General features: G+C 59.1%; 21 protein-coding genes. 12 read left to right on the top strand and 9 right to left on the bottom strand.

Features of this window, described 5'->3' with window-relative positions; genetic code table 11:
- Nucleotides 1–55 precede the first annotated feature (55 nt).
- Nucleotides 56–793: a rhomboid family intramembrane serine protease gene (locus WA845_RS17970; RefSeq protein WP_045533745.1), complete on the bottom strand. Its 738-nt coding sequence runs from the start codon at nucleotides 791–793 to the stop codon at nucleotides 56–58.
- Nucleotides 794–1,146: 353 nt separating this feature from the next.
- Here WA845_RS17970 and WA845_RS17965 point away from each other — a divergent pair, with 353 nt between their 5' ends.
- Together WA845_RS17965 and WA845_RS17960 are read left to right on the top strand one after the other, a co-directional pair.
- A complete protein-coding gene (locus WA845_RS17965; RefSeq protein ID WP_162719174.1) occupies nucleotides 1,147–1,701 on the top strand; it encodes a PAS domain-containing protein in 555 nt (184 codons plus the stop codon).
- A gap of 172 nt (nucleotides 1,702–1,873) precedes the next feature.
- A complete protein-coding gene (locus WA845_RS17960) occupies nucleotides 1,874–2,491 on the top strand; it encodes a PilZ domain-containing protein (RefSeq protein WP_022556297.1) in 618 nt (205 codons plus the stop codon).
- A gap of 196 nt (nucleotides 2,492–2,687) precedes the next feature.
- Here WA845_RS17960 and WA845_RS17955 read toward each other — a convergent pair whose 3' ends face one another.
- A complete protein-coding gene (locus WA845_RS17955) occupies nucleotides 2,688–2,885 on the bottom strand; it encodes a hypothetical protein (RefSeq protein ID WP_162719175.1) in 198 nt (65 codons plus the stop codon).
- A gap of 308 nt (nucleotides 2,886–3,193) precedes the next feature.
- Between WA845_RS17955 and WA845_RS17950 the strand changes: the two genes are divergently transcribed.
- Nucleotides 3,194–3,799, top strand: a complete 606-nt coding sequence (locus WA845_RS17950) for a transglutaminase-like cysteine peptidase (RefSeq protein WP_004442271.1) — start codon at nucleotides 3,194–3,196, stop codon at nucleotides 3,797–3,799.
- A gap of 72 nt (nucleotides 3,800–3,871) precedes the next feature.
- Here WA845_RS17950 and WA845_RS17945 read toward each other — a convergent pair whose 3' ends face one another.
- Together WA845_RS17945 and WA845_RS17940 are read right to left on the bottom strand one after the other, a co-directional pair.
- A complete protein-coding gene (locus tag WA845_RS17945; RefSeq protein ID WP_004442274.1) occupies nucleotides 3,872–4,306 on the bottom strand; it encodes a DUF1489 family protein in 435 nt (144 codons plus the stop codon).
- A 65-nt stretch (nucleotides 4,307–4,371) separates the two neighbouring features.
- Nucleotides 4,372–5,775: an L-serine ammonia-lyase gene (locus WA845_RS17940; RefSeq protein WP_022556299.1), complete on the bottom strand. Its 1,404-nt coding sequence runs from the start codon at nucleotides 5,773–5,775 to the stop codon at nucleotides 4,372–4,374.
- A 650-nt stretch (nucleotides 5,776–6,425) separates the two neighbouring features.
- Between WA845_RS17940 and WA845_RS17935 the strand changes: the two genes are divergently transcribed.
- Nucleotides 6,426–6,773 (top strand): hypothetical protein, encoded by a 348-nt coding sequence (locus WA845_RS17935; protein WP_004442278.1) that lies wholly within the window; start codon nucleotides 6,426–6,428, stop codon nucleotides 6,771–6,773.
- Between the two features lie 9 nt (nucleotides 6,774–6,782).
- On the opposite strand, the gene WA845_RS17930 is transcribed toward WA845_RS17935, so the two are convergent.
- Both WA845_RS17930 and WA845_RS17925 read right to left on the bottom strand, forming a co-directional pair.
- The gene (locus tag WA845_RS17930) at nucleotides 6,783–7,547 is read right to left on the bottom strand and encodes a phosphodiester glycosidase family protein (RefSeq protein WP_112554516.1); all 765 of its coding nucleotides are present in this window, start codon (nucleotides 7,545–7,547) and stop codon (nucleotides 6,783–6,785) included.
- A gap of 109 nt (nucleotides 7,548–7,656) precedes the next feature.
- A complete protein-coding gene (locus WA845_RS17925) occupies nucleotides 7,657–7,818 on the bottom strand; it encodes an entericidin A/B family lipoprotein (protein WP_004442283.1) in 162 nt (53 codons plus the stop codon).
- Nucleotides 7,819–8,006: 188 nt separating this feature from the next.
- Here WA845_RS17925 and WA845_RS17920 point away from each other — a divergent pair, with 188 nt between their 5' ends.
- Nucleotides 8,007–8,783, top strand: a complete 777-nt coding sequence (locus tag WA845_RS17920) for a formyltransferase family protein (RefSeq protein ID WP_112554518.1) — start codon at nucleotides 8,007–8,009, stop codon at nucleotides 8,781–8,783.
- Between the two features lie 90 nt (nucleotides 8,784–8,873).
- Nucleotides 8,874–9,794, top strand: coding sequence for a methylenetetrahydrofolate reductase (locus WA845_RS17915; RefSeq protein ID WP_112554520.1), 921 nt, complete (start codon nucleotides 8,874–8,876; stop codon nucleotides 9,792–9,794).
- A 45-nt stretch (nucleotides 9,795–9,839) separates the two neighbouring features.
- Here the strand turns inward: WA845_RS17915 and WA845_RS17910 are convergent, their stop codons facing one another.
- A complete protein-coding gene (locus WA845_RS17910) occupies nucleotides 9,840–10,778 on the bottom strand; it encodes a LysR family transcriptional regulator (RefSeq protein ID WP_169692031.1) in 939 nt (312 codons plus the stop codon).
- 70 nt (nucleotides 10,779–10,848) lie between these two features.
- Between WA845_RS17910 and WA845_RS17905 the strand changes: the two genes are divergently transcribed.
- Nucleotides 10,849–11,067 carry a DUF1127 domain-containing protein gene (locus tag WA845_RS17905; protein ID WP_004442294.1) on the top strand — a complete coding sequence of 73 codons (219 nt, stop codon included), beginning with the start codon at nucleotides 10,849–10,851 and terminating at the stop codon, nucleotides 11,065–11,067.
- A gap of 271 nt (nucleotides 11,068–11,338) precedes the next feature.
- Entirely contained in the window at nucleotides 11,339–12,379 is a 1,041-nt protein-coding gene (locus tag WA845_RS25300; RefSeq protein WP_004442297.1) for a GlxA family transcriptional regulator, read from the top strand.
- A 237-nt stretch (nucleotides 12,380–12,616) separates the two neighbouring features.
- Here WA845_RS25300 and WA845_RS17885 read toward each other — a convergent pair whose 3' ends face one another.
- Nucleotides 12,617–14,092: an NAD(P)H-hydrate dehydratase gene (locus WA845_RS17885; RefSeq protein WP_112554524.1), complete on the bottom strand. Its 1,476-nt coding sequence runs from the start codon at nucleotides 14,090–14,092 to the stop codon at nucleotides 12,617–12,619.
- Nucleotides 14,093–14,449: 357 nt separating this feature from the next.
- Between WA845_RS17885 and WA845_RS17880 the strand changes: the two genes are divergently transcribed.
- From WA845_RS17880 to hspQ, 4 genes are all read left to right on the top strand, one after another.
- Nucleotides 14,450–14,788, top strand: a complete 339-nt coding sequence (locus WA845_RS17880; RefSeq protein WP_003515720.1) for a P-II family nitrogen regulator — start codon at nucleotides 14,450–14,452, stop codon at nucleotides 14,786–14,788.
- Between the two features lie 70 nt (nucleotides 14,789–14,858).
- Complete coding sequence (gene glnA, locus WA845_RS17875; RefSeq protein WP_004442307.1) at nucleotides 14,859–16,268, top strand: type I glutamate--ammonia ligase; 1,410 nt, start codon at nucleotides 14,859–14,861, stop codon at nucleotides 16,266–16,268.
- Nucleotides 16,269–16,367: 99 nt separating this feature from the next.
- Nucleotides 16,368–17,288 (top strand): DMT family transporter, encoded by a 921-nt coding sequence (locus tag WA845_RS17870; protein ID WP_037092514.1) that lies wholly within the window; start codon nucleotides 16,368–16,370, stop codon nucleotides 17,286–17,288.
- A gap of 98 nt (nucleotides 17,289–17,386) precedes the next feature.
- Entirely contained in the window at nucleotides 17,387–17,716 is a 330-nt protein-coding gene (gene hspQ / locus WA845_RS17865; RefSeq protein WP_004442310.1) for a heat shock protein HspQ, read from the top strand.
- A 100-nt stretch (nucleotides 17,717–17,816) separates the two neighbouring features.
- Here hspQ and WA845_RS17860 read toward each other — a convergent pair whose 3' ends face one another.
- The gene (locus tag WA845_RS17860; protein ID WP_004442311.1) at nucleotides 17,817–18,473 is read right to left on the bottom strand and encodes an invasion associated locus B family protein; all 657 of its coding nucleotides are present in this window, start codon (nucleotides 18,471–18,473) and stop codon (nucleotides 17,817–17,819) included.
- Nucleotides 18,474–18,617: the final 144 nt, after the last annotated feature.

Below are 18,617 nucleotides of genomic sequence, written 5' to 3'. Positions count from 1 at the left end.
GGATGGGACGCCCGAAAGCAAATTTGCGCCACGCCCGACAAGGAGCGTGATCGGCCTAGCGTAACGGGCGATCGAAAAAGCCGAAGAACAGGAAGCCGAGCAGAAACCCGAAAACATGGGCATCCCAGGCGATCTGACCGCCGACATCGCCGAACAGCGGCACGCCGACCGCAATCAGCACATTGCCGAACAGCCACATCAGCGTGAAGATCAGCACCGTACGGTTGGAGAGCGCCGCAAGAATGCTCTGCCGCGGCATCAGATGGCCGAAAGACGCGCTATATCCGCCCCGCGCCGGAAAGGCGAACCGGCAGGCCGCTCCCATCAGCGCCGAAACGACACCGGACGCTCCGATCAGCACCGTCACGTCCCCCCAGTTCAGAACGGCGTGGCCAAAGGCCGAAACGGCGGCGGAAATGCACCATAACAGCACGAAACGCACTGTTCCGATCCGACGCAGAACCGGCGCGCCGAAGGCCATCAGCCACAATCCGTTAAAGAGGATATGCTCGATACCGCCATGCAGGAAAGAATAGGTCACCGGCGTCCACAGCCATTCCAGCCCCTGCTGGGAAAACGGCACCGCATAACGCAGCGGAATGAAGCCGAAGGTGAAGATGAACCAGCCATTGCCTTCCTCCGACAGAAGATAGGCGGGAACGACATAAGCAACGATCAGCGCGACCAGGATGCCCACCAGCAGCGATGGCAGATTGAAGACGGGATTGTTCGCATCGTCTTTCGGCTCCGGCGTTTCCGAAACCGGCGGCTGTTCGCCGTCCTCGTAGGACATGGTTCATCCCTGTCTTGGTCGAATTTTGCGTTTCCCGAGCAATATAGGAAGCCTGAAAGAAAAAAAAGCCGTCCCGCCTTCGAAGCGCGCGACGCCGGAACCGTAACCGGTAAAGGCGCCAGGCCAAAAACGGTCCGGCTTGCAGGCCCACCGTAAAAGAACGGGCAGCGCCGTTAAATTGTGCTGAAGGAGCTTTCCCCGACAGGGCCGCACCGATGCCACGACAAATGCCGTCAGGCAATATCAACCCTTTGTTAACCTTAACAAATCTAGTTGGCACGAAAATCGCTACACCTCCAGATACAGACGTTCGGATGGACATGATGTCCCAAAAACGAACATGGAGAGATGCTATGAAGAGCATGGCCGGACTGGAGATATACGCCTATTGGGATGAATTGCGCGGCAAGAGCGCCGCTCCACGCCGCGAGGACATTGAACCCTCGAAGCTCAAGACTCATCTCGGCGACCTTTTCATCCTGACAGACAAAGGAGAGGAAACACCCTTCTTCCGTCTTGCCGGCACCCGTCTTTGCGACCTGTTCGGCCGCGAATTGCGGGACCGCCCGTTTTCAGAACTCTGGCCGGCGGCCGGCGCGTCCTTTCCCTGTCGCGTGGCGCTCGGCATCCTGCAACATCAATTGCCCGTGGTCTTCGACATCGATGCTGACGACGGCTACGGCGACGAACCCCTGGCGTTTGAAATGCTGCTGCTGCCGTTGCGCACGGAAGCAGGTGTCGCCCCGCGGCTCCTCGGCGCGCTGCTTCCACAGCAGCCACGGCACCACACATTGATGGTGCCGATACACTGTCTGTCGATGAAAAGCAGTCGGCTGCTGCGTATGGACATCAACCCGGCCGGATATTCGGCCAATGCAGCAGCCGCGTTACGAACGGGTAGATGCTGAGGCGTCCAGGATCGACGAAGCGATGCTGAAAGCCCATGGCCGCACGGAGCGCGGGGCAACGAAACGTAACGATTTGGTCGATTAGAAAAATTGTAGAGATTAGGCAATACAGTCTGTTAACTCGCACAGGGTAGAAACGGACGATCATCATTCATTACAATTTGCGCTGCCCATGTTTTCGTCCCGTTCGGTCAACACCGCCCAAATTCTGCGCCCGGTTGAGGAAGTTCGCCTCGACGACGCCGTGCGTGTGTCCTTCAACGGCCGCCTCATGTTGCCCGATCACGAAGAATATGATTGCACCGCCACCGAGATGACCGCCGAGAGAGCGCAATTCACCTGCCCGGGTGTCGCCCGCAATGGCGATCGCGTCATCGCCTATCTCCAGCATATCGGCCGGATCGAAGGCACGGTGACGTCGCTGACGGCATCCGGTTTCCTCATCGCCATTAATGCGCCCGAGCGCAAACGCGAAAAGCTCGCCGCCCAGCTCGCATGGATCGCCAAGCGTCAGTTGCTAGGCCTGCCGGAAGACCGTCGCCACGACCGCCTGACGCCGCGCAATGCCAGGGCGCAGCTGGTTCTCGAAGACGGCATGCTCGTCGCCTGCCGCCTGATCGACCTGTCGCTCTCGGGCGCAGCAATCGAGATCGAACACCGGCCGCCGCTCGGAAGCCGCGTCCAGCTCGGCAAAAACATGAGTGGCAAGATCGTGCGTCACTTCATGGAAGGCGTCGCCGTTGAATTCGATCGTGTCCAGTCACCTGACGCATTGATCGAGTTTCTTTAAAAAGGCCCCGCACGGCCCGACGCCATTCCTCCGCAAAGCGTGAAGTCAGGCAGCGGACAAGGCTGCAGTCAGTCCATCGCACCGTGATGGGCAGTCGGGACCGGGCGGCTTTTTCAACGCACCTTTACGCAGCATCGCCTCCTCGTCCCTGCCCGAAAATCCGGTCGGCGTGTGTTCGCGACGCGGATATCCCCGTTCAAAAACAAGTCCGCGGACGCAGTTTGCCGCCTTCGACCTGTCGCCCAAACAACGTCCCGACAGGAACGCTCCCCTTGGTAATTTGCGGCATGACCGGGGCACGGACATAGCCTGCAACACGCCGTCCGAACTTTTTTCGAGAAAAAAGCAGTTTTTTTGAAGTTTTTTTCGGCGCTTTTTCGACGCGTGCCAGCAAGGAACACCTATCCCAAAACGGGAAATCCCCTACATCGCCTGCTTCCGCTACGGCCATGAACATGGATGTGAAAACACCGGTGAACGAAAAATCGCTGTCGATACAGCGGCATAAATGGCTACCAAAAACCTAAAGCCGGAATGCGTAAAATTCTAATAAAATTTGCTTCAAACACGTGTAAAAAACACTTCAAATACAGTTCAAAACATCGGCTAATTTGCTGAAATTTAAGCTCAAATTGCGCCACGCAAATTTCCGCCGGGTCAAAAAATACCTGCGAATGTCTCCTCAACACGGGGAGACAAGCAATGAACAACAACCGTATCGTTTTCATCCTGATCGCGTTCATCGTCGGCGCCTTCGCACAGCAGGCCAGCGCATCGCCGGCAGCGGTCATGCGCGTCATCGGCAAGGCCAATCCACCGATCGGCCACTATGAATTCTGCCAGACCTATCAGAGCGAGTGCCAGCCGACTTCGCTGGACAATGGCCCGATGAAGCTGACGGAAGAGCGCTGGAAGACGATGCTTGACGTCAACTACACCGTCAACACCACGATCACGCCGATGACGGACATGGAAATCTACGGCGTCGAAGAACGCTGGGCCTATCCTACCACCGTCGGCGATTGCGAAGATTTCGTATTGCTGAAGCGCAAGATGCTGATGAACAAGGGTTTCTCTGCCTCCAACCTGCTGATCACCGTCGTTCTGCAGCCGAATGGCGAAGGCCATGCCGTTCTGACCGTTCGCACCGACCGTGGCGACTTCGTTCTCGACAATATGCGCAACAAGGTCATGAACTGGTCGGAAACCGAATATACCTATCTGAAGCGTCAGGACACCGCCAACCCGGGTCGCTGGGTGAAAATTCAGGATGGCCGCGCCACCAATGCAGTCGGCGGCATCAACTGACCAACCCGTCTCCCCAAATAAAAAAGCCGGCCACCAAAAGGGGCCGGCTTTTTCATTTTCATCCATCATGCGTCAGAGCAGACCAAGTTCGGCCAGTTCGCGCCTGAGATCGGAAGGCATGTCCTCGCCGCCTCCTCCACCCCCGAGATCGCGCGGCGCCTCGTCATCCTTCAGGTAGCGCCAGCCCTGAAACGGCCGCTTCGGCGCAGGTGAGGTCTCGATCACCTCGGGTCCGAGAACGAGATCGCAGCGTGAAATACCGTCGTCTCCCTTGAAAGAACGGATATCGAGCAGCTTTTGCCGGGCCTGCACCTGCCCCTTGATGACCCAGTAGAGTGAGCCGCCTTCAAGCAGTTCCTCTACCCGTTTGGGGATCATGCGGGTGGTGTGGACGCTGTGCGGCTCAAGGCCCGCAGCCATGGCGGTGAGCGAGCGCTGCGCGACCCAATCCCTCAGGTCCTGGAGTGAATCCGCGCCGACGCAAAGTTTGATGAGATGTAGAGGCATGTCTCTATCAATGCCTTTTTGCGGCGGGCGTCAAGCATGCCGGACATGCCGGGCGCCCAGCCCGCTCAACACTCCACAACGTTGACGGCAAGGCCGCCGGTTGAGGTTTCCTTGTATTTCTCGCTCATGTCGTTGCCGGTCTGGCGCATGGTTTCGATACAGGCATCCAGCGGCACGAAGTGCTGGCCGTCGCCTTTCAGCGCCAGCGACGCCGCCGTGACCGCCTTGACCGCGCCCAGTGCGTTGCGTTCGATGCAGGGCACCTGCACCAATCCGGCGATCGGGTCGCAGGTCATGCCGAGATGATGTTCGAGCGCGATTTCCGCCGCATTCTCGATCTGCTCGGGCGATCCGCCCATCACCGCCGCAAGACCTGCCGCCGCCATGGCCGCAGCCGATCCCACTTCCCCCTGACAGCCCACCTCCGCGCCGGAAATCGACGCGTTATGCTTGATGATGCCGCCAATCGCTGCCGCCGTGAGGAGAAAGTCCCGCACGTCGTCGACGGTGGCATCCTCATGGAAATGCCGGAAATACCGCACTGTCGCCGGCACCACGCCCGCAGCGCCATTGGTGGGCGCGGTGACGACACGGCCGCCGGCCGCGTTCTCTTCGTTCACGGCCATGGCATAGACGCTCAACCAGTCATTCGCCATGACGGGATTCAACCGGTTGCTACGCCATTCCGCATTCAGTTTTTCATAGATCGAACGGGCACGGCGACGCACCTTGAGGCCGCCGGGCATGATGCCGTCCACCTTCAGGCCGCGCTCGATACATCCGTTCATCGCGTCCCAAATCTGGTCCAGCCGTTCATTCAGCTCTTCGCGCGAAACAACCGTCTCCTCGTTCGCCCGTTTCATCTGGGCGATGGTGCGGCCGGACCGCGCGGCCATTTCCAGCATTTCCTTCGCCGTGGCGAAAGGATAGGGCACGCGCGGGCCGTTATCGATGGTCTTGCCGCGCTGCTTGATCGCCTCCAGTTCCGTATCGGTGACGACAAAGCCACCGCCGACGGAATAATAGATGCGCTTGACCAGCAGCCTGCCCTGGTTATCGAAAGCGGAGAAGGTCATGCCGTTCGCATGGCCCGGCAGCGGGTTCTTCTTGTCGAAGACGAGATCTTCGGCCGTCCTGAACTCGTAGGTCGGATGGCCGGGCGGCGTAACCGTACCGGCCTTCTCCACCGCCTCTATGATGGCGTCCATCGCGTCGGGATCGACAAGGTCCGGCCGCTCGCCGGTCAGGCCGAGAATGACTGCCCGGCCGGTGCCATGACCAATGCCGGTGAAGGCGAGAGACCCGTGCAGGCTGACCTTCAGGCGCGCAACGACGGCACCGGCGGGGCGCGGCCACTCGTCGCTGAGGATCAGCGCCAGAAAGCGGTTGGCCGCCGTCATCGGTCCCATCGTATGCGAACTGGAAGGGCCGATACCGATCTTGAAGACGTCAAAGACCGAAAGAAACATTGAGTTTTTCCTGCGTAATGGATTCCGTCGCATCATATCCAAAGCTGGAACTTATCGCCACAAAAGAGCGGCACCGGCTTTTGCAGCTGCGACATGGGCCTCCCGGAAACGAAAACAGCACGGTTTCCAGAGGAAAACCGCGCCGTTTCAAAACCCGTCAATCAGGAGAGATGCTTATGGGCTGCCAAAAATGTACGTCAATGCGAGAAAAGCGGCAAAGCCTGCGAGTGCGCGCAACGTGACGCCCCAGCAGGATTTCTGAGCGGTTTCTTCCATGATTACTCCAGCTATTCACTCTCCGGGGGATCTTCAAGACCCGGCCCGTGGAGGAAGCATTTATTAAAATCCGGCGCGGAAGGCAAATGCAAAAAGCGGCTAAATGAAGGCGTTTTCGACGGGCTGCCATTCGCGCCTTGCATAGGTATGTTAAAAAACAAAGCGTTAGCGCGACCCTGAAACCAGTGCCATTTCTGGCCTCGCCGCAATTTAGGCTAAAGTGTAACCGTTTTTTAAAGGTTTCATACAAACACCTGTTGAAAACGGCGGACGCGGGCACGTTGCGGTCGCAATTCTTCCGCTGAAACCCATCTTGAATGGCTGCGACCGCTGCTTTATCGACCATGGTCAAACAGCAACGATGCGAGTCCCACATGCAGACATCCTCTTTCCCCGACCGTGAAACTGTTGCTTCGAAACTGACCTCGCTTGCGAGTGAGGATAAGGCCTGGGTGTCGTTGCTGATGGAGAACGCGCTGCAGGACGAGAACCTGCTGGCAGGCCTTAACCTTTATCTCGACCAGCAGGCCGGCGCCCGTTTTCTTAATAGCCTGAAGCTTGAAGCCACCGGTGAATGGCTGGGTGGCCACGCCCCTGCCCGCCTGCAAATCCGCCTCGCGGAAATTGCGAAGGCAAGCCAGCATCCTGCTTATCTCGCCTTCCGCAAGGGGCTGACGGCTTCCGCCGGCCTTGAAAAAGCCTATCCCAAGGCGCCGATCTGATCGGCTCGACTAATGCGGCACCCTGTCGACCACGGCGATGATCGGCCCCATGGGGAACAGTGAATCTCGCCTCTTCATCGCGGGAATATCGACGCTGGAAATGGTGCCGTCGAGATAGAGCGCATTCGGTGAATCCAGCACATCCCTGAACAGCGTGGCGAAATCGTAAAAGCGCACGGTATTGTCCGAAATGGCAAAATGTACCATGCCATCGCGAGAGACTCCGACGCCGTTGCGGCGCTTCAAGCTGTCGCTGTCGGGCAGAAAACGCGGATGCAGTCCGCCGTCGATAACAAGCATCGGCCCGGACTGGGTGGCAAAATCGGGCTTCGGGTCGGCCGTCAGATACGCTTCGGTCGCCAGCACGCCCGCCCTGTGATCCTTCAGGTAAAACACGCCATTCGGAAGAAGATGGAAATTGCCCCACCCACCGCGGGTGCTGAGTGGCGAACGTTCCACGCCGTTTTCGATAAACAGCCCGACCGGGGAATAATCGGAATGATACATGCCGCCATTCATGGCGAAGACACTGAACATGTGCTGACGCCAGAGCGCGGAGGATAGATCGGCGAAAGAACGATATCCCTGTCCTGAGACATGGTCGCGGTCGTAAATCCGGATGGTGCTTTTCGCCGGATCGAAACTGCAGACGGTATAGCGGCCGCCCGCATGATCCACGATTCTGCAGAAATCCACCTGCCCGCCCGCTTCGGCCGAAAATGGCAGCAGCAACGGCAACAGCAGCTTCGCCAGTCTTTTCATCGATCTGTTCATGCCCACCCCGTGATTCTCTTCAGGGGAACATTCGCAGGGAAATTCGGTCAAAGAAAAGGCGTCACCCTGGCTTCAGGGAGACGCCGGACTTTCAGAAGGGGAGATGTCGTCAGCGACGGGCGGCGCGGTCGACGCTACGGCCGGCATCCTGGGTCGCATCCACGGCGTTCGCCGTATCCCGGCCCATGCCGCGAATGGTGTTGCCGCAAGAGCTGAGCGTCACGACGGTCAGCAGAGCCACGAAAACGGTCGAAAGAATGCGTGTGATCATTTGAAACTACTCCCCTATGACTTGCCGTCCGAGGCAAGCGCCGATGTGATATGCGTCACAATAACGTGAGTCCCAAAATTCGGTTCCAGCGGCGTTTCAAAAAATCCTGTCGATGAAAATTAACATGGTTTTGAGCTTCGCGAGGGAAACTGCGCGTGGATCGTGGCTTGAGAAATCCAGTGGGTGACATGACTGACATCAATAATCGGCTTCTGGTGATGACGGCGGGCGGCGTGAACCCTAAAGTCATGATCAATGCGCTGGCAGCGCGATTTCCCGACATCCATGTGTTCATGGAACAGCCCGAAAGCAAATCGGCCATCCTCAAGCGCCGGGCAAGACGCCTCGGCTGGATTGTCGCAGTGGGCCAGCTGGCGACGATGGTCGCATCGCGGCTGGGAAAACGCTTCACGGTACGAAGAAGCAAAGAGATCATTGCGGAGCATGGTCTCCTGCCTGATCTGGGCGGCACCATTCCAGTCACGCATTTCGCCTCGCTGAACGATGAAGAATGTCGCAAGGCCGCCAATCTCCTGAAACCGGCTGTCATCTTCACCATTTCCTGCCGTCTGCTGACGCCGGCGACGCTCAGGGACCTGCACTGCCCCATCATCAATTTTCACGCCGGCATCAACCCGGCCTATCGCGGCCAGATGGGTGGATACTGGGCGCTGGTGGAAAAGGACCGGGGCAATTTCGGCGCAACCGTGCATCTCGTTGACAAGGGTGTGGATACCGGCGCCACACTTTACGAAAAACGGCTGAAACCCTCACCTTCCGACACCATCGCCACCTATCCCCTTCTCTTGACAGCAGCCTCGGTCGATATCGCCATCAATGCCATCGAAGACGCCTTGTCCGGCAGCCTTGCGCCGCAGCCGCCCTCGCCCGGAAAGTCGGTGCTCCGCTTTCCACCAACGATCTGGACATGGCTCTGGAACGGTCTGACGAAACGGATCTGGTAGCGCCGCCGGCACCGCGCTCGGCTCAAGCTTCGTCGCAGATGCAGGGCTGTCTTGCCGCAACAGGCACAGACTTGGCCTCAAAAACGGTGCATGATAATCAAAAGGATCATGCACACATTGCCCGATATCTCCGCCACTTCCGTCATCCCCGCCTCCATCGAGGCCTCACCCGCGCAGGTGCTTGGCCCGGCAAGTCTTGCCGGTCTTTTTCCGCAGGGCGTGCGCGTTTATCTGACAGATACCGGAGCCGCCTCGCAGGTGAAGCTGGTCGATGCCGCAAAGCATCTGCGTGATCTCGGTTATAAGCCCGTTCCGCACCTTGCGGCGCGCCGTATCGCCTCTCGCATCGATTTCGAGGAACAGGTGAAGCGGCTTGCCGGCGACGCCGGCGTGACCGACGTGCTGGCGGTCGGCGGTGGCGTCGAGAAGCCAGAGGGCCCGTTCACGTCTACCATCGACATGCTTTCCACGGGCATTTTCGACCGTTGCGGCATCAGGCATATCGCAATTGCCGGTCATCCGGAAGGCAGCCCCGATTTCAACGACGAAACGGCGACGGCCGCGTTGCGGCTGAAACGCGATTTTGGCGAAAGAACCGACGCCGCCATGCGCATCGTCACCCAGTTCGGTTTTGATTCCGCCCGCTTCATCGCCTGGGCAGAAGGGCTTGCCGCATCCGGTATCGATCTGCCGGTGCATATCGGCGTTTCCGGCCCGGCCAAGATCACCACGCTCCTGAAATACGCCGCGCTCTGCGGTGTCGGCAATTCCATTGCCTATCTCAAGAAAAACGCGCTTTCCCTGACCACGCTTGCCAGGGGCCATTCACCGGAAAGCATCGTCGGGCCGATCGAACGGCACTGGCGGGACAATCCGCAAGGACCGATCCGGCAGATCCATGTCTTTCCCTTCGGCGGGCTGCAGGCGTCGTCAGACTGGCTGGTCAGTCGTGGCAGCTGGCGGACCGAAAACGCGGATCACGCCGCAGCCACGGGTTCGGTGGCGATCTAAGCGGCGCGTCGACGGCGCATGATGGCCGTGACGCGTTCCTTCGCCTCATGCCGCCTTCGCGACCTCGACGAAGGCATTGCGAATGCTTTCCGCCACTGCGAGCACCGGCCGCGACGCCTTGTCGCCCATAATCAGCCGGATATCGAAATAGCCGAGTTCCGGCAGGCCTTCCTTCTCGCCCAGAATGACCATGTCGTTCAGCACATAGGATCGTGGCAGCGGCGCGATGGCGAGATCTGCGGCAATCGCCGCACGCTGTGCCATCGTGTGGCCGCTGAGATAGGCCACGCGGAAATTGCGCCCACGTTTTTCCAGCGAATGAATCGCCTCTGAACGCCAGATGCAGCCCTCTTCCCATATCGAGATCGGCAGCGGATCGCGCAGATAGGCCGTGCCGCATTTCGCACCCGCCCAGACGAGCCGTTCGCGCATCAGCACCTCGCCGGTATCCCTCAGCGGATGTGAAGCACAGTTGACGAGGGCGAGATCAAGACGCTGCTCGTCCATCCGCTTATAGAGATTGGAACTGGCATCGATTGTGACGTCGATCATGATGCCGGGGAAAGCCTCGGCGAAACGCTTGAGAATGCCCGGCAGCAGCCCGCGCTCGCCAATATCCTCCGGTGCGCCGAGACGCACCACACCGGACAATTCGGGCATGACGAAACGCGACACGGCCTCGTTGGACAAGGCAATCATGCGGCGCGCATAAGTCAGAAGCGTCTCCCCATGCGCCGTCAATGTCACCGAACGCGCATCGCGCAGGAACAGCGTCGTTTTCAGCTGCTCTTCTAGCTTCTTGATCTGCATCGAAACGGCCGATGGTGTTCTGAACACGACTTCGGCGGCGGTCGAGAAGTTTCCCGTTTCCGCAATGGCGACGAAGGTCCTCAATATGTCGTTATCCAGCAACGGCAGCGGTTGGCGGAAAGTCACGGTCATGGCACGCACCTTCAAATATTTTGATTTATAGATGGATATCATTTCGTTTGATTGAATGTCAACAACGGCGCACCATCCTCACATCAATCGTGGTTCAGGAAAGGATGAAGACATGACCATGATACATTACCTGCCCGCGGCGAACCGCTCCCCGCATCGCCCGTCATCCGCCGGCTGGCTTCAGCGCCTGTCAGGCAATATCGCCTCCCATTATGCGTCATGGCGCCGTGCGAGGATGCTCCGCGCGCTGGAAGCGCTCCCGCCTGAAACATTGAAGGATATCGGATGGCCCACAACCGACAACTACGGCAGAAGCGTCATTCGCAAATGACCGCCGGCCGATGGCTCGCAGCCTTTCTTACGCCCGCGAGCCATCGCCCTCTGCGGGTAAATGGCGGCCCCCGGGCGTAAATTGGCCTGCCTGTTTTACATGCGACGCGACGCCCTTTAAAAAGGCTTGTCGCAAAATTTGCATATTTCAAAAGCTATTTTTTGACAGCCCCGATTCCACGGCGTATTTTTCGTTAAAGATGTCGCATACAGGACATCCAGAAGACCAATTCCAAGGGAGGAATTGCGTATTCGCAACGGAGCACGGGCAAATGAGCAGAAACTCCCAGAAGAAGCGCTCAATCGTCTTTTTTCTCATTCCGCAATTTACCATGCTGCCCTTCGCCGCAGCGGTTGAAACGCTTCGCATCGCCAACCGAATGTTGGGCTACCAGGCCTATGAATGGCGCATCGCCTCGCTCGATGGCCAGAAGGTCATGTCCTCGAGCGGCATCTGTCTTGAGGCCGATACCTGTCTTGCAGATGAGCGGCGTTACGTCAGCGGCGAAAACCGCCCGGAAATGGCAATCATCTGTTCGGGCATCGATGTGGATCAACACATCAACAAATCGGTCAACGCCTGGCTGCGCGAAGCCTATAATCGCGGTATCGCCATCGGCAGCCTCTGTACCGCCGCCCATATCCTTGCGCAGGCTGGCCTCCTCAACGGCAAACGTTGCGCGATCCACTGGGAAAACCTGCCCGGCTTTTCCGAAGCCTTCCCGCAGGTGGAAGTCTACGCAGATCTCTTCGAAGTCGACAGCAACATCTATACCTGCGCCGGCGGCACGGCCTCGCTCGACATGATGCTGAGCCTGATCGGCCAGGATTTCGGCGAGAACCTCGTCAACCGCGTCTGCGAACAGCAATTGACCGACCGCGTGCGCAGCCCCAACGACCGCCAGCGCCTGCCGCTGCGCGCCCGCCTCGGCGTGCAGAACAGCAAGGTCCTGTCGATCATCGAATTGATGGAAGGCAATCTTGCCGAGCCGCTGTCGCTGCTCGATATCGCCGATGCCGCCGATCTGTCGCGCCGGCAGGTGGAACGCCTCTTCCGCCAGGAAATGGGCCGCTCGCCCGCCCGCTATTACCTTGAAATCCGCCTTGACCGCGCCCGTCACCTGCTGGTGCAATCAGCCATGCCGGTGGTGGAAGTCGCCGTCGCCTGCGGGTTCGTGTCAGCGTCGCACTTCTCGAAGTGTTATCGCGAAATCTACAATCGCACCCCGCAGCAGGAGCGCGCCGAGCGCAAGCTGCTGATCAGTGCTTCGCGCATGGCAATGGCGAGCCAGGCAGGCAAGGCCGCCCATTGAAGGCGGAGTTGAAGGTCCCGAACGCGACAGAACTTGTCTCAGAGCAAAAACCTGTCCTCCGTCATGCCAGACTAGATCCGGCATCCAGCCACCGAGCGTCTGCGCCGCGAGAAGAGTATTTCGCGATCAAGGACCTGATCGCGCTGGCCCCCGTATCCAGTCCGGGGTGACGAAGCGCGGATGATGGAACTGTGGTAAGATCGCAGGTTCAGGGAGCAGCCAGCAAATCAGACCAATTCACCCAAACGGCCGAACCGCATGGGCGAGGTCCTCCGCCGTCATGCCGGCGCCCGCTCTGTCGCCCGCCTCGCCATGCAGCCAGACCCCGGCTGCAGCCGCTTCGAAGGCAGGTGCGCCCTGCGCCAATAGCGCGCCGATGATACCGGCCAGAACGTCACCCGATCCCGCCGTCGCAAGGCTCGCCGGGGCGTTCGTATTGACCAGCGCCCGGCCATCGGGCGAAGCGATCACCGTGTCCGCACCCTTATAGACCAGAACCGCGCCGCTGCGCGCCGCAGCGACCTGCGCCTTCTCGATCTTGCTCAGCGTCCCATCGGCCGCCAGATCGGCAAACAGCCGGGCGAACTCGCCCTCATGCGGTGTCAGCACGAATTTGCCCGCACCGGAAGTGATACGCTCGAACAGGACATCCGTATCATCCCTGAAGGCCGTGATCGCATCGGCATCCAGCACCACCGACTTGTCGCCAAGCAGCGACACGAAGTGCCGCGCCTTTTCGAGATCGCCGAAGCCGGGGCCGAGAACGAAGGCGCCGTGACGCTCATCGTCAAGCCACACGCGCAGATCGTCGGCATTGTCCATCGGAACGTTCATCACGGCCGTCAATGTGACAGACAGCACGTCGAGCGCCGCTTTCGGCGCTGCGACAGTAACGATCCCCGCCCCCGCCTTCAGCGCTGAAAGCGCGGTCATGCGGCTAGCACCCGTCGCATGGGCGGGGCCCGAGAAGACCGTCAGGTGCCCCCTGCGGAATTTATGGGTCTCCATACCGGCGCGCGGCAAGGCATCCCGCCAGACAAACGGATCGTTTTCCGCCACCGATCCCCTATGAGCATCGAGGATACGCAACGGTATGCCGATATCGAAAACCTCCAGCGCTCCGCAAAGCTCCCGCCCCGGCATCAGCAGATGACCCGGCTTGCGCGCCATGAAGGTGATCGTGCGCTCCGCCCTGAACGATGCGCCAAGCGCCACGCCACGCCGGCCGCAAAGCCCCGAGGGCAGATCCACGGCAAGAACCGGCACCTTCGCCTGCATGACCGTCTCGATCAGCCGGACTAGCTCCGGCGGAACATCGCGGGACAACCCGGCTCCGAACACGGCGTCGATCACCACGTCGCCGGAAAGAGGCGTATAGGTATCAAGCGGCGGCGGCGTCACGCCGCTCCGCTCCAAGGCCACGCGTGCATCCCCCTTGAGAAGGCCGATATCGCCGAGATGATGGACCACGACTTTAGCGCCGCTTTGCGCCAGCGCCCGCGCCGCGACATACCCGTCACCGCCGTTATTCCCGCCGCCGCACAGGACGACGAAGCGCAGCGCCTGCGGGTAATGCCGAAGCGCCGAAGCAGCCACCGCCTGCCCCGCACGCTCCATCAAATCGTAAAGCGGGATGCCGGATTGGCCGGCTGCCGCATCGATGCGCGCCATCACAGCCGGGTCGATAAGGAGGAACTCGGAAATGGAGGTCATGCCACATCATTCCTTCAAAACGCAGGAAAGGCAATCGATACAAAAATAAGCAAAATTCGGAGACCAAAAAATACTCAAATGCATATAATATGTGCAATAGCTCAACCCGCGACCACAGCATAATCGAATTTTAAAAATTTCTAATATTAAAGAAAACCGCAGAAATGCTGATGGATTTTTCGGATTCTAGTGACGAATTGCCGGTAGAACCGCGAAAAGCGAATGCATTTTGTGCGAGAAAGGCCGCGGGGCGAAGTTTTTTCTTCAAGCCCGCTTCCGATCTGGCACAATACGTGCATTCTTGTGGCAGAGCGGGAGTTACCTGCTTTAACGGGAGAAGCGGAGAGATATTTTCTCATGAAAAAGATCGAAGCGATCATTAAGCCTTTCAAGCTCGACGAAGTGAAGGAAGCCCTTCAGGAAGTCGGACTTCAGGGAATCACGGTCACGGAAGCAAAAGGCTTTGGTCGTCAGAAAGGCCACACGGAACTCTACCGCGGTGCAGAGTACGTCGTGGACTTTTTGCCGAAAGTGAAAGTCGAAGTCGTATTGGCGGATGAGAATGCGGAAGCCGTCATCGAGGCGATCCGCAATGCGGCGCAGACCGGACGCATCGGCGACGGAAAGATTTTCGTTTCCAATGTCGAGGAAGTCATCCGCATCCGTACCGGTGAAACAGGCGTGGACGCCATATAATTAAAAAAGTCCCGAGCCGGGGAGGCTTGGGTTTTCACCTCGTCATCATCACACTCAAGGAAAAGTTTAAATGACGACCGCAAACGATATCTTGAAGCAGATCAAGGATAACGACATCAAGTTCGTGGACCTGCGCTTTACCGACCCCAAGGGCAAGCTGCAGCACGTCACCATGGACGTGGTATGCGTCGACGAAGACATGTTCGCCGACGGCGTCATGTTCGACGGCTCCTCGATCGCCGGCTGGAAGGCCATCAACGAGTCCGACATGGTGCTGATGCCAGATCCGGCCACCGCCCATGTCGACCCGTTCTTCGCCCAGTCCACCCTGGTCGTCCTTTGCGATATTCTCGACCCGGTCTCGGGCGAAGCCTATAACCGCGATCCGCGCGGCACCGCCAAGAAGGCCGAAGCCTACCTCAAGGCATCAGGTATCGGCGACACGGTTTTCGTCGGTCCCGAGCCTGAATTCTTCGTCTTCGACGACGTGAAATACAAGGCAGACCCCTACAACACCGGCTTCAAGCTCGATTCGTCCGAACTGCCGTCCAATGACGACACCGACTACGAGACCGGCAACCTCGGCCACCGTCCGCGCGTCAAGGGCGGTTATTTCCCGGTCCCGCCGATCGACAGCCTGCAGGACATGCGCTCCGAAATGCTGACGGTTCTCGCCGAAATGGGCGTCGTCGTTGAAAAGCATCACCACGAAGTGGCTGCCGCACAGCACGAGCTGGGCGTGAAGTTCGACACGCTGGTCTCCAGCGCCGACAAGATGCAGATCTACAAGTACGTTGTGCACCAGGTCGCCAATGCCTATGGCAAAACGGCAACCTTCATGCCGAAGCCGATCTTCGGCGACAACGGCTCGGGCATGCACGTTCACCAGTCGATCTGGAAGGGCGGCAAGCCGACCTTCGCAGGCGATGAATATGCCGGTCTTTCCGAAACCTGCCTGTACTACATCGGCGGCATCATCAAGCATGCCAAGGCCATCAACGCTTTCACCAACCCCACCACCAACTCCTACAAGCGTCTGGTGCCGGGTTATGAAGCGCCGGTTCTGCTCGCCTACTCCGCGCGCAACCGTTCCGCCTCCTGCCGTATCCCCTTCGGCTCCAACCCGAAGGCAAAGCGCGTCGAAGTCCGCTTCCCGGACCCGACCCAGAACCCCTATCTCGGTTTTGCGGCCATGCTGATGGCCGGCCTCGACGGCATCAAGAACAAGATCCATCCCGGCAAGCCGATGGACAAGGACCTTTACGACCTTCCTGCCAAGGAACTGAAGAAGATCCCGACCGTCTGCGGTTCGCTGCGTGAAGCGCTGGAAAGCCTCGACAAGGACCGCAAGTTCCTGACCGCCGGCGGCGTGTTTGACGACGACCAGATCGATAGCTTCATCGAACTGAAGATGCAGGAAGTCATGCGTTTCGAAATGACCCCTCACCCGGTCGAATTCGACATGTACTACTCGGCCTGATCGGCCCTGCGGGCGCTCCACCGGGGCGCTCCATTCATCGCGGCGGTTTTCCCCGGAAAGCCGCCGTTTTCTTTTGAAGTTCAACCCTGACCGTGAAGAATGCCGAACACGCCAGCCACGCAGCAAACCCGCCTCACGGACTGGCTCATCTTTCTGGCCGTTCCCTTCTTTTTCGCCAGCAACGTCGTTTTCGGCCGCGGCGTCGTCGGTGAGGTCTCGCCTTTCATCGCCGCCTTCATCCGCTGGATGGGCTCGACGCTCATCATCGCGCCCTTCATGATCGCCGACTGGCGCAACTGCCTTGCTTTCGTGCGGCACAAGACGCTGCTCTGGCTCGTCCTCGGCATTCTCGGCATGGGCATCTGCGGTGGCGTGGTCTATTGGGGCCTCACCATGACCACGGCCGCCAACGGCACGCTGATCTACACCACCTCCTCGCTGTTCATCATCCTGTTCCAGCGCATCTTTCAGGGCCGGCCGATCCGGAAGCTTGAAGTGGCGGGCATGATTATCGCCTTCGCCGGCGTCGCCGCCATCGTGCTCAAGGGCGATATCTCCGCTCTCCGGCACATGAATTTCAACATCGGCGACTTTGCAATTTTGACCGCGGCCATTGCGTTTGCGATCTATTCCGTGCTGCTGCGCGATCCGGCGGCGCGGCAGATGGCGTCCTTCAGTCTCTTTGGACTGATTGCATTTTCCGGCGCGCTTGTCCTTCTGCCGCCGGCAGCACTGGAACTGGCACAGGGCGGCATGCTGCCGGCCACGCCTGTTGCATGGGCAAAGATCGGCGGCATCATCCTGTTCGCCTCACTTCTGGCCTTTTATTGCTTTACCCACACGGTGCGCGTTTTCGGTCCCGCCACGGCGGGAATTACGCTGTACATGATGCCGCCGGTCTCGATCCTCATGGCGACGGTGTTTCTCGGCGAATCCTTCGAGACCTATCATGCCATCGGCATCGTATTGGTCACCGGCGGCGTCATCATCGCCACCGCGCCAATCGGCAAAGGGCGCTGAACACGAATGGCAGAGCGGCGTCAGAGCGGCGTCAAAGCGCCAGGTCTTGATATTTCGCGTTCCGATACCAACTAGTATTGGGAAAGGAAGTACATGCCATGAAACAAAGAAACGCAAAATTCACGCTTGGCGAGATCGTTCGCCACAAGGTGTTTCCGTTCCGCGGTGTGGTAATCGACGTGGACCCGGAATATGCCAATACCGAGGAATGGTGGAACGCTATTCCCGCGGAAATCAGGCCGGAACGCGACCAGCCCTTCTATCATCTTCTCGCCGAAAACGAGGAGACGGAATATGTCGCCTATGTTTCCGAACAGAACCTCGTCCACGACGAAAACGAGACGCCGCTTCGAAATCCCAATATCGGCCGCATCTTTGACAAGGCGCCGAACGGCGAATGGCGCCCGAAAATGTCCACGGCGCACTGACGCCCGCCAAGCATCTCCCTCCTCCCGGGGATATCGAACACGCATAAAAAAACCGGTCTGTCGCCAGACCGGTTTTCTGTTTTTGAAGCCTGCGCGGCAATCAGGGCTTCGGCGCGCCCTTGGCAGCGTCCTGAGCAGCTTCGAGCTTCTTGCGAGCTTCTTCCGCCTTCTTCTGCATGCCTTCCTGCAGGCTGCGCTGGCTTTCGGCCAGCTGCGACTGGGTGATTGCCGGGCCGTCATAAGCGCCGGTGAAACCGGAAAGCGCGATCTTGATGGGGTTCGGCGCGCGGCGGAAGTTGATGGAGGTGAAGACCACCTCGCTACCCTTCTTCAGCGAAGCGATCATGGCGTCCGTCAGCGGCACTTCAGCCGTGCACTTGTCGGGAAGGCAAACGGCGTAATCGAGCTTCTGACCCTTGCCGCCATCGATCTGCATCATCACACCCGGAGGAATGAGACGCGCGGTCGGAACGGAAACCTGCAGAAGCTTGCGGTTGACCTTGCCTTCAACGGTGATGAGGCCAACGGCCGTGATCATCTGGCCGTTCTGGGCAAGAACCACGTTCTGCACAACGCAGACATCGTTGTCTTCCTGCTTGGAGCAGGTCTTGAACCAGCCGAGCGGCGGAGCGCCAGCGCCCTGAGCGGCCGGTGCAGCATCCTGCGCCTGCGAGATGGCCGGAGCGGACACAGCGCCGAGAGAGAGGACCAGAGCGGACAGAGCCGTCCGGGTGAATGTGTTTGCCTTGTGCATCATAAGAGTTCCGTCTCCTGAATGTCTGCCAGAACAGAACCGCTCAAGGTCCTGTTCGCCGATGGCGGTATCCTTCTGCCCGTTCAACTGTCGTTTAAATGAGGCAAATGCGTGACCCGTCTCTTCCGGTCCCCCTGTTACATGCCG

The organism is Agrobacterium sp. CMT1 (assembly GCF_037203725.1).
GTDB classification, from domain to species: Bacteria; Pseudomonadota; Alphaproteobacteria; order Rhizobiales; family Rhizobiaceae; genus Agrobacterium; species Agrobacterium pusense.
Note: the sequence above shows the minus strand (reverse complement) of the source record. Positions and strands in the feature narration are given on the sequence as shown.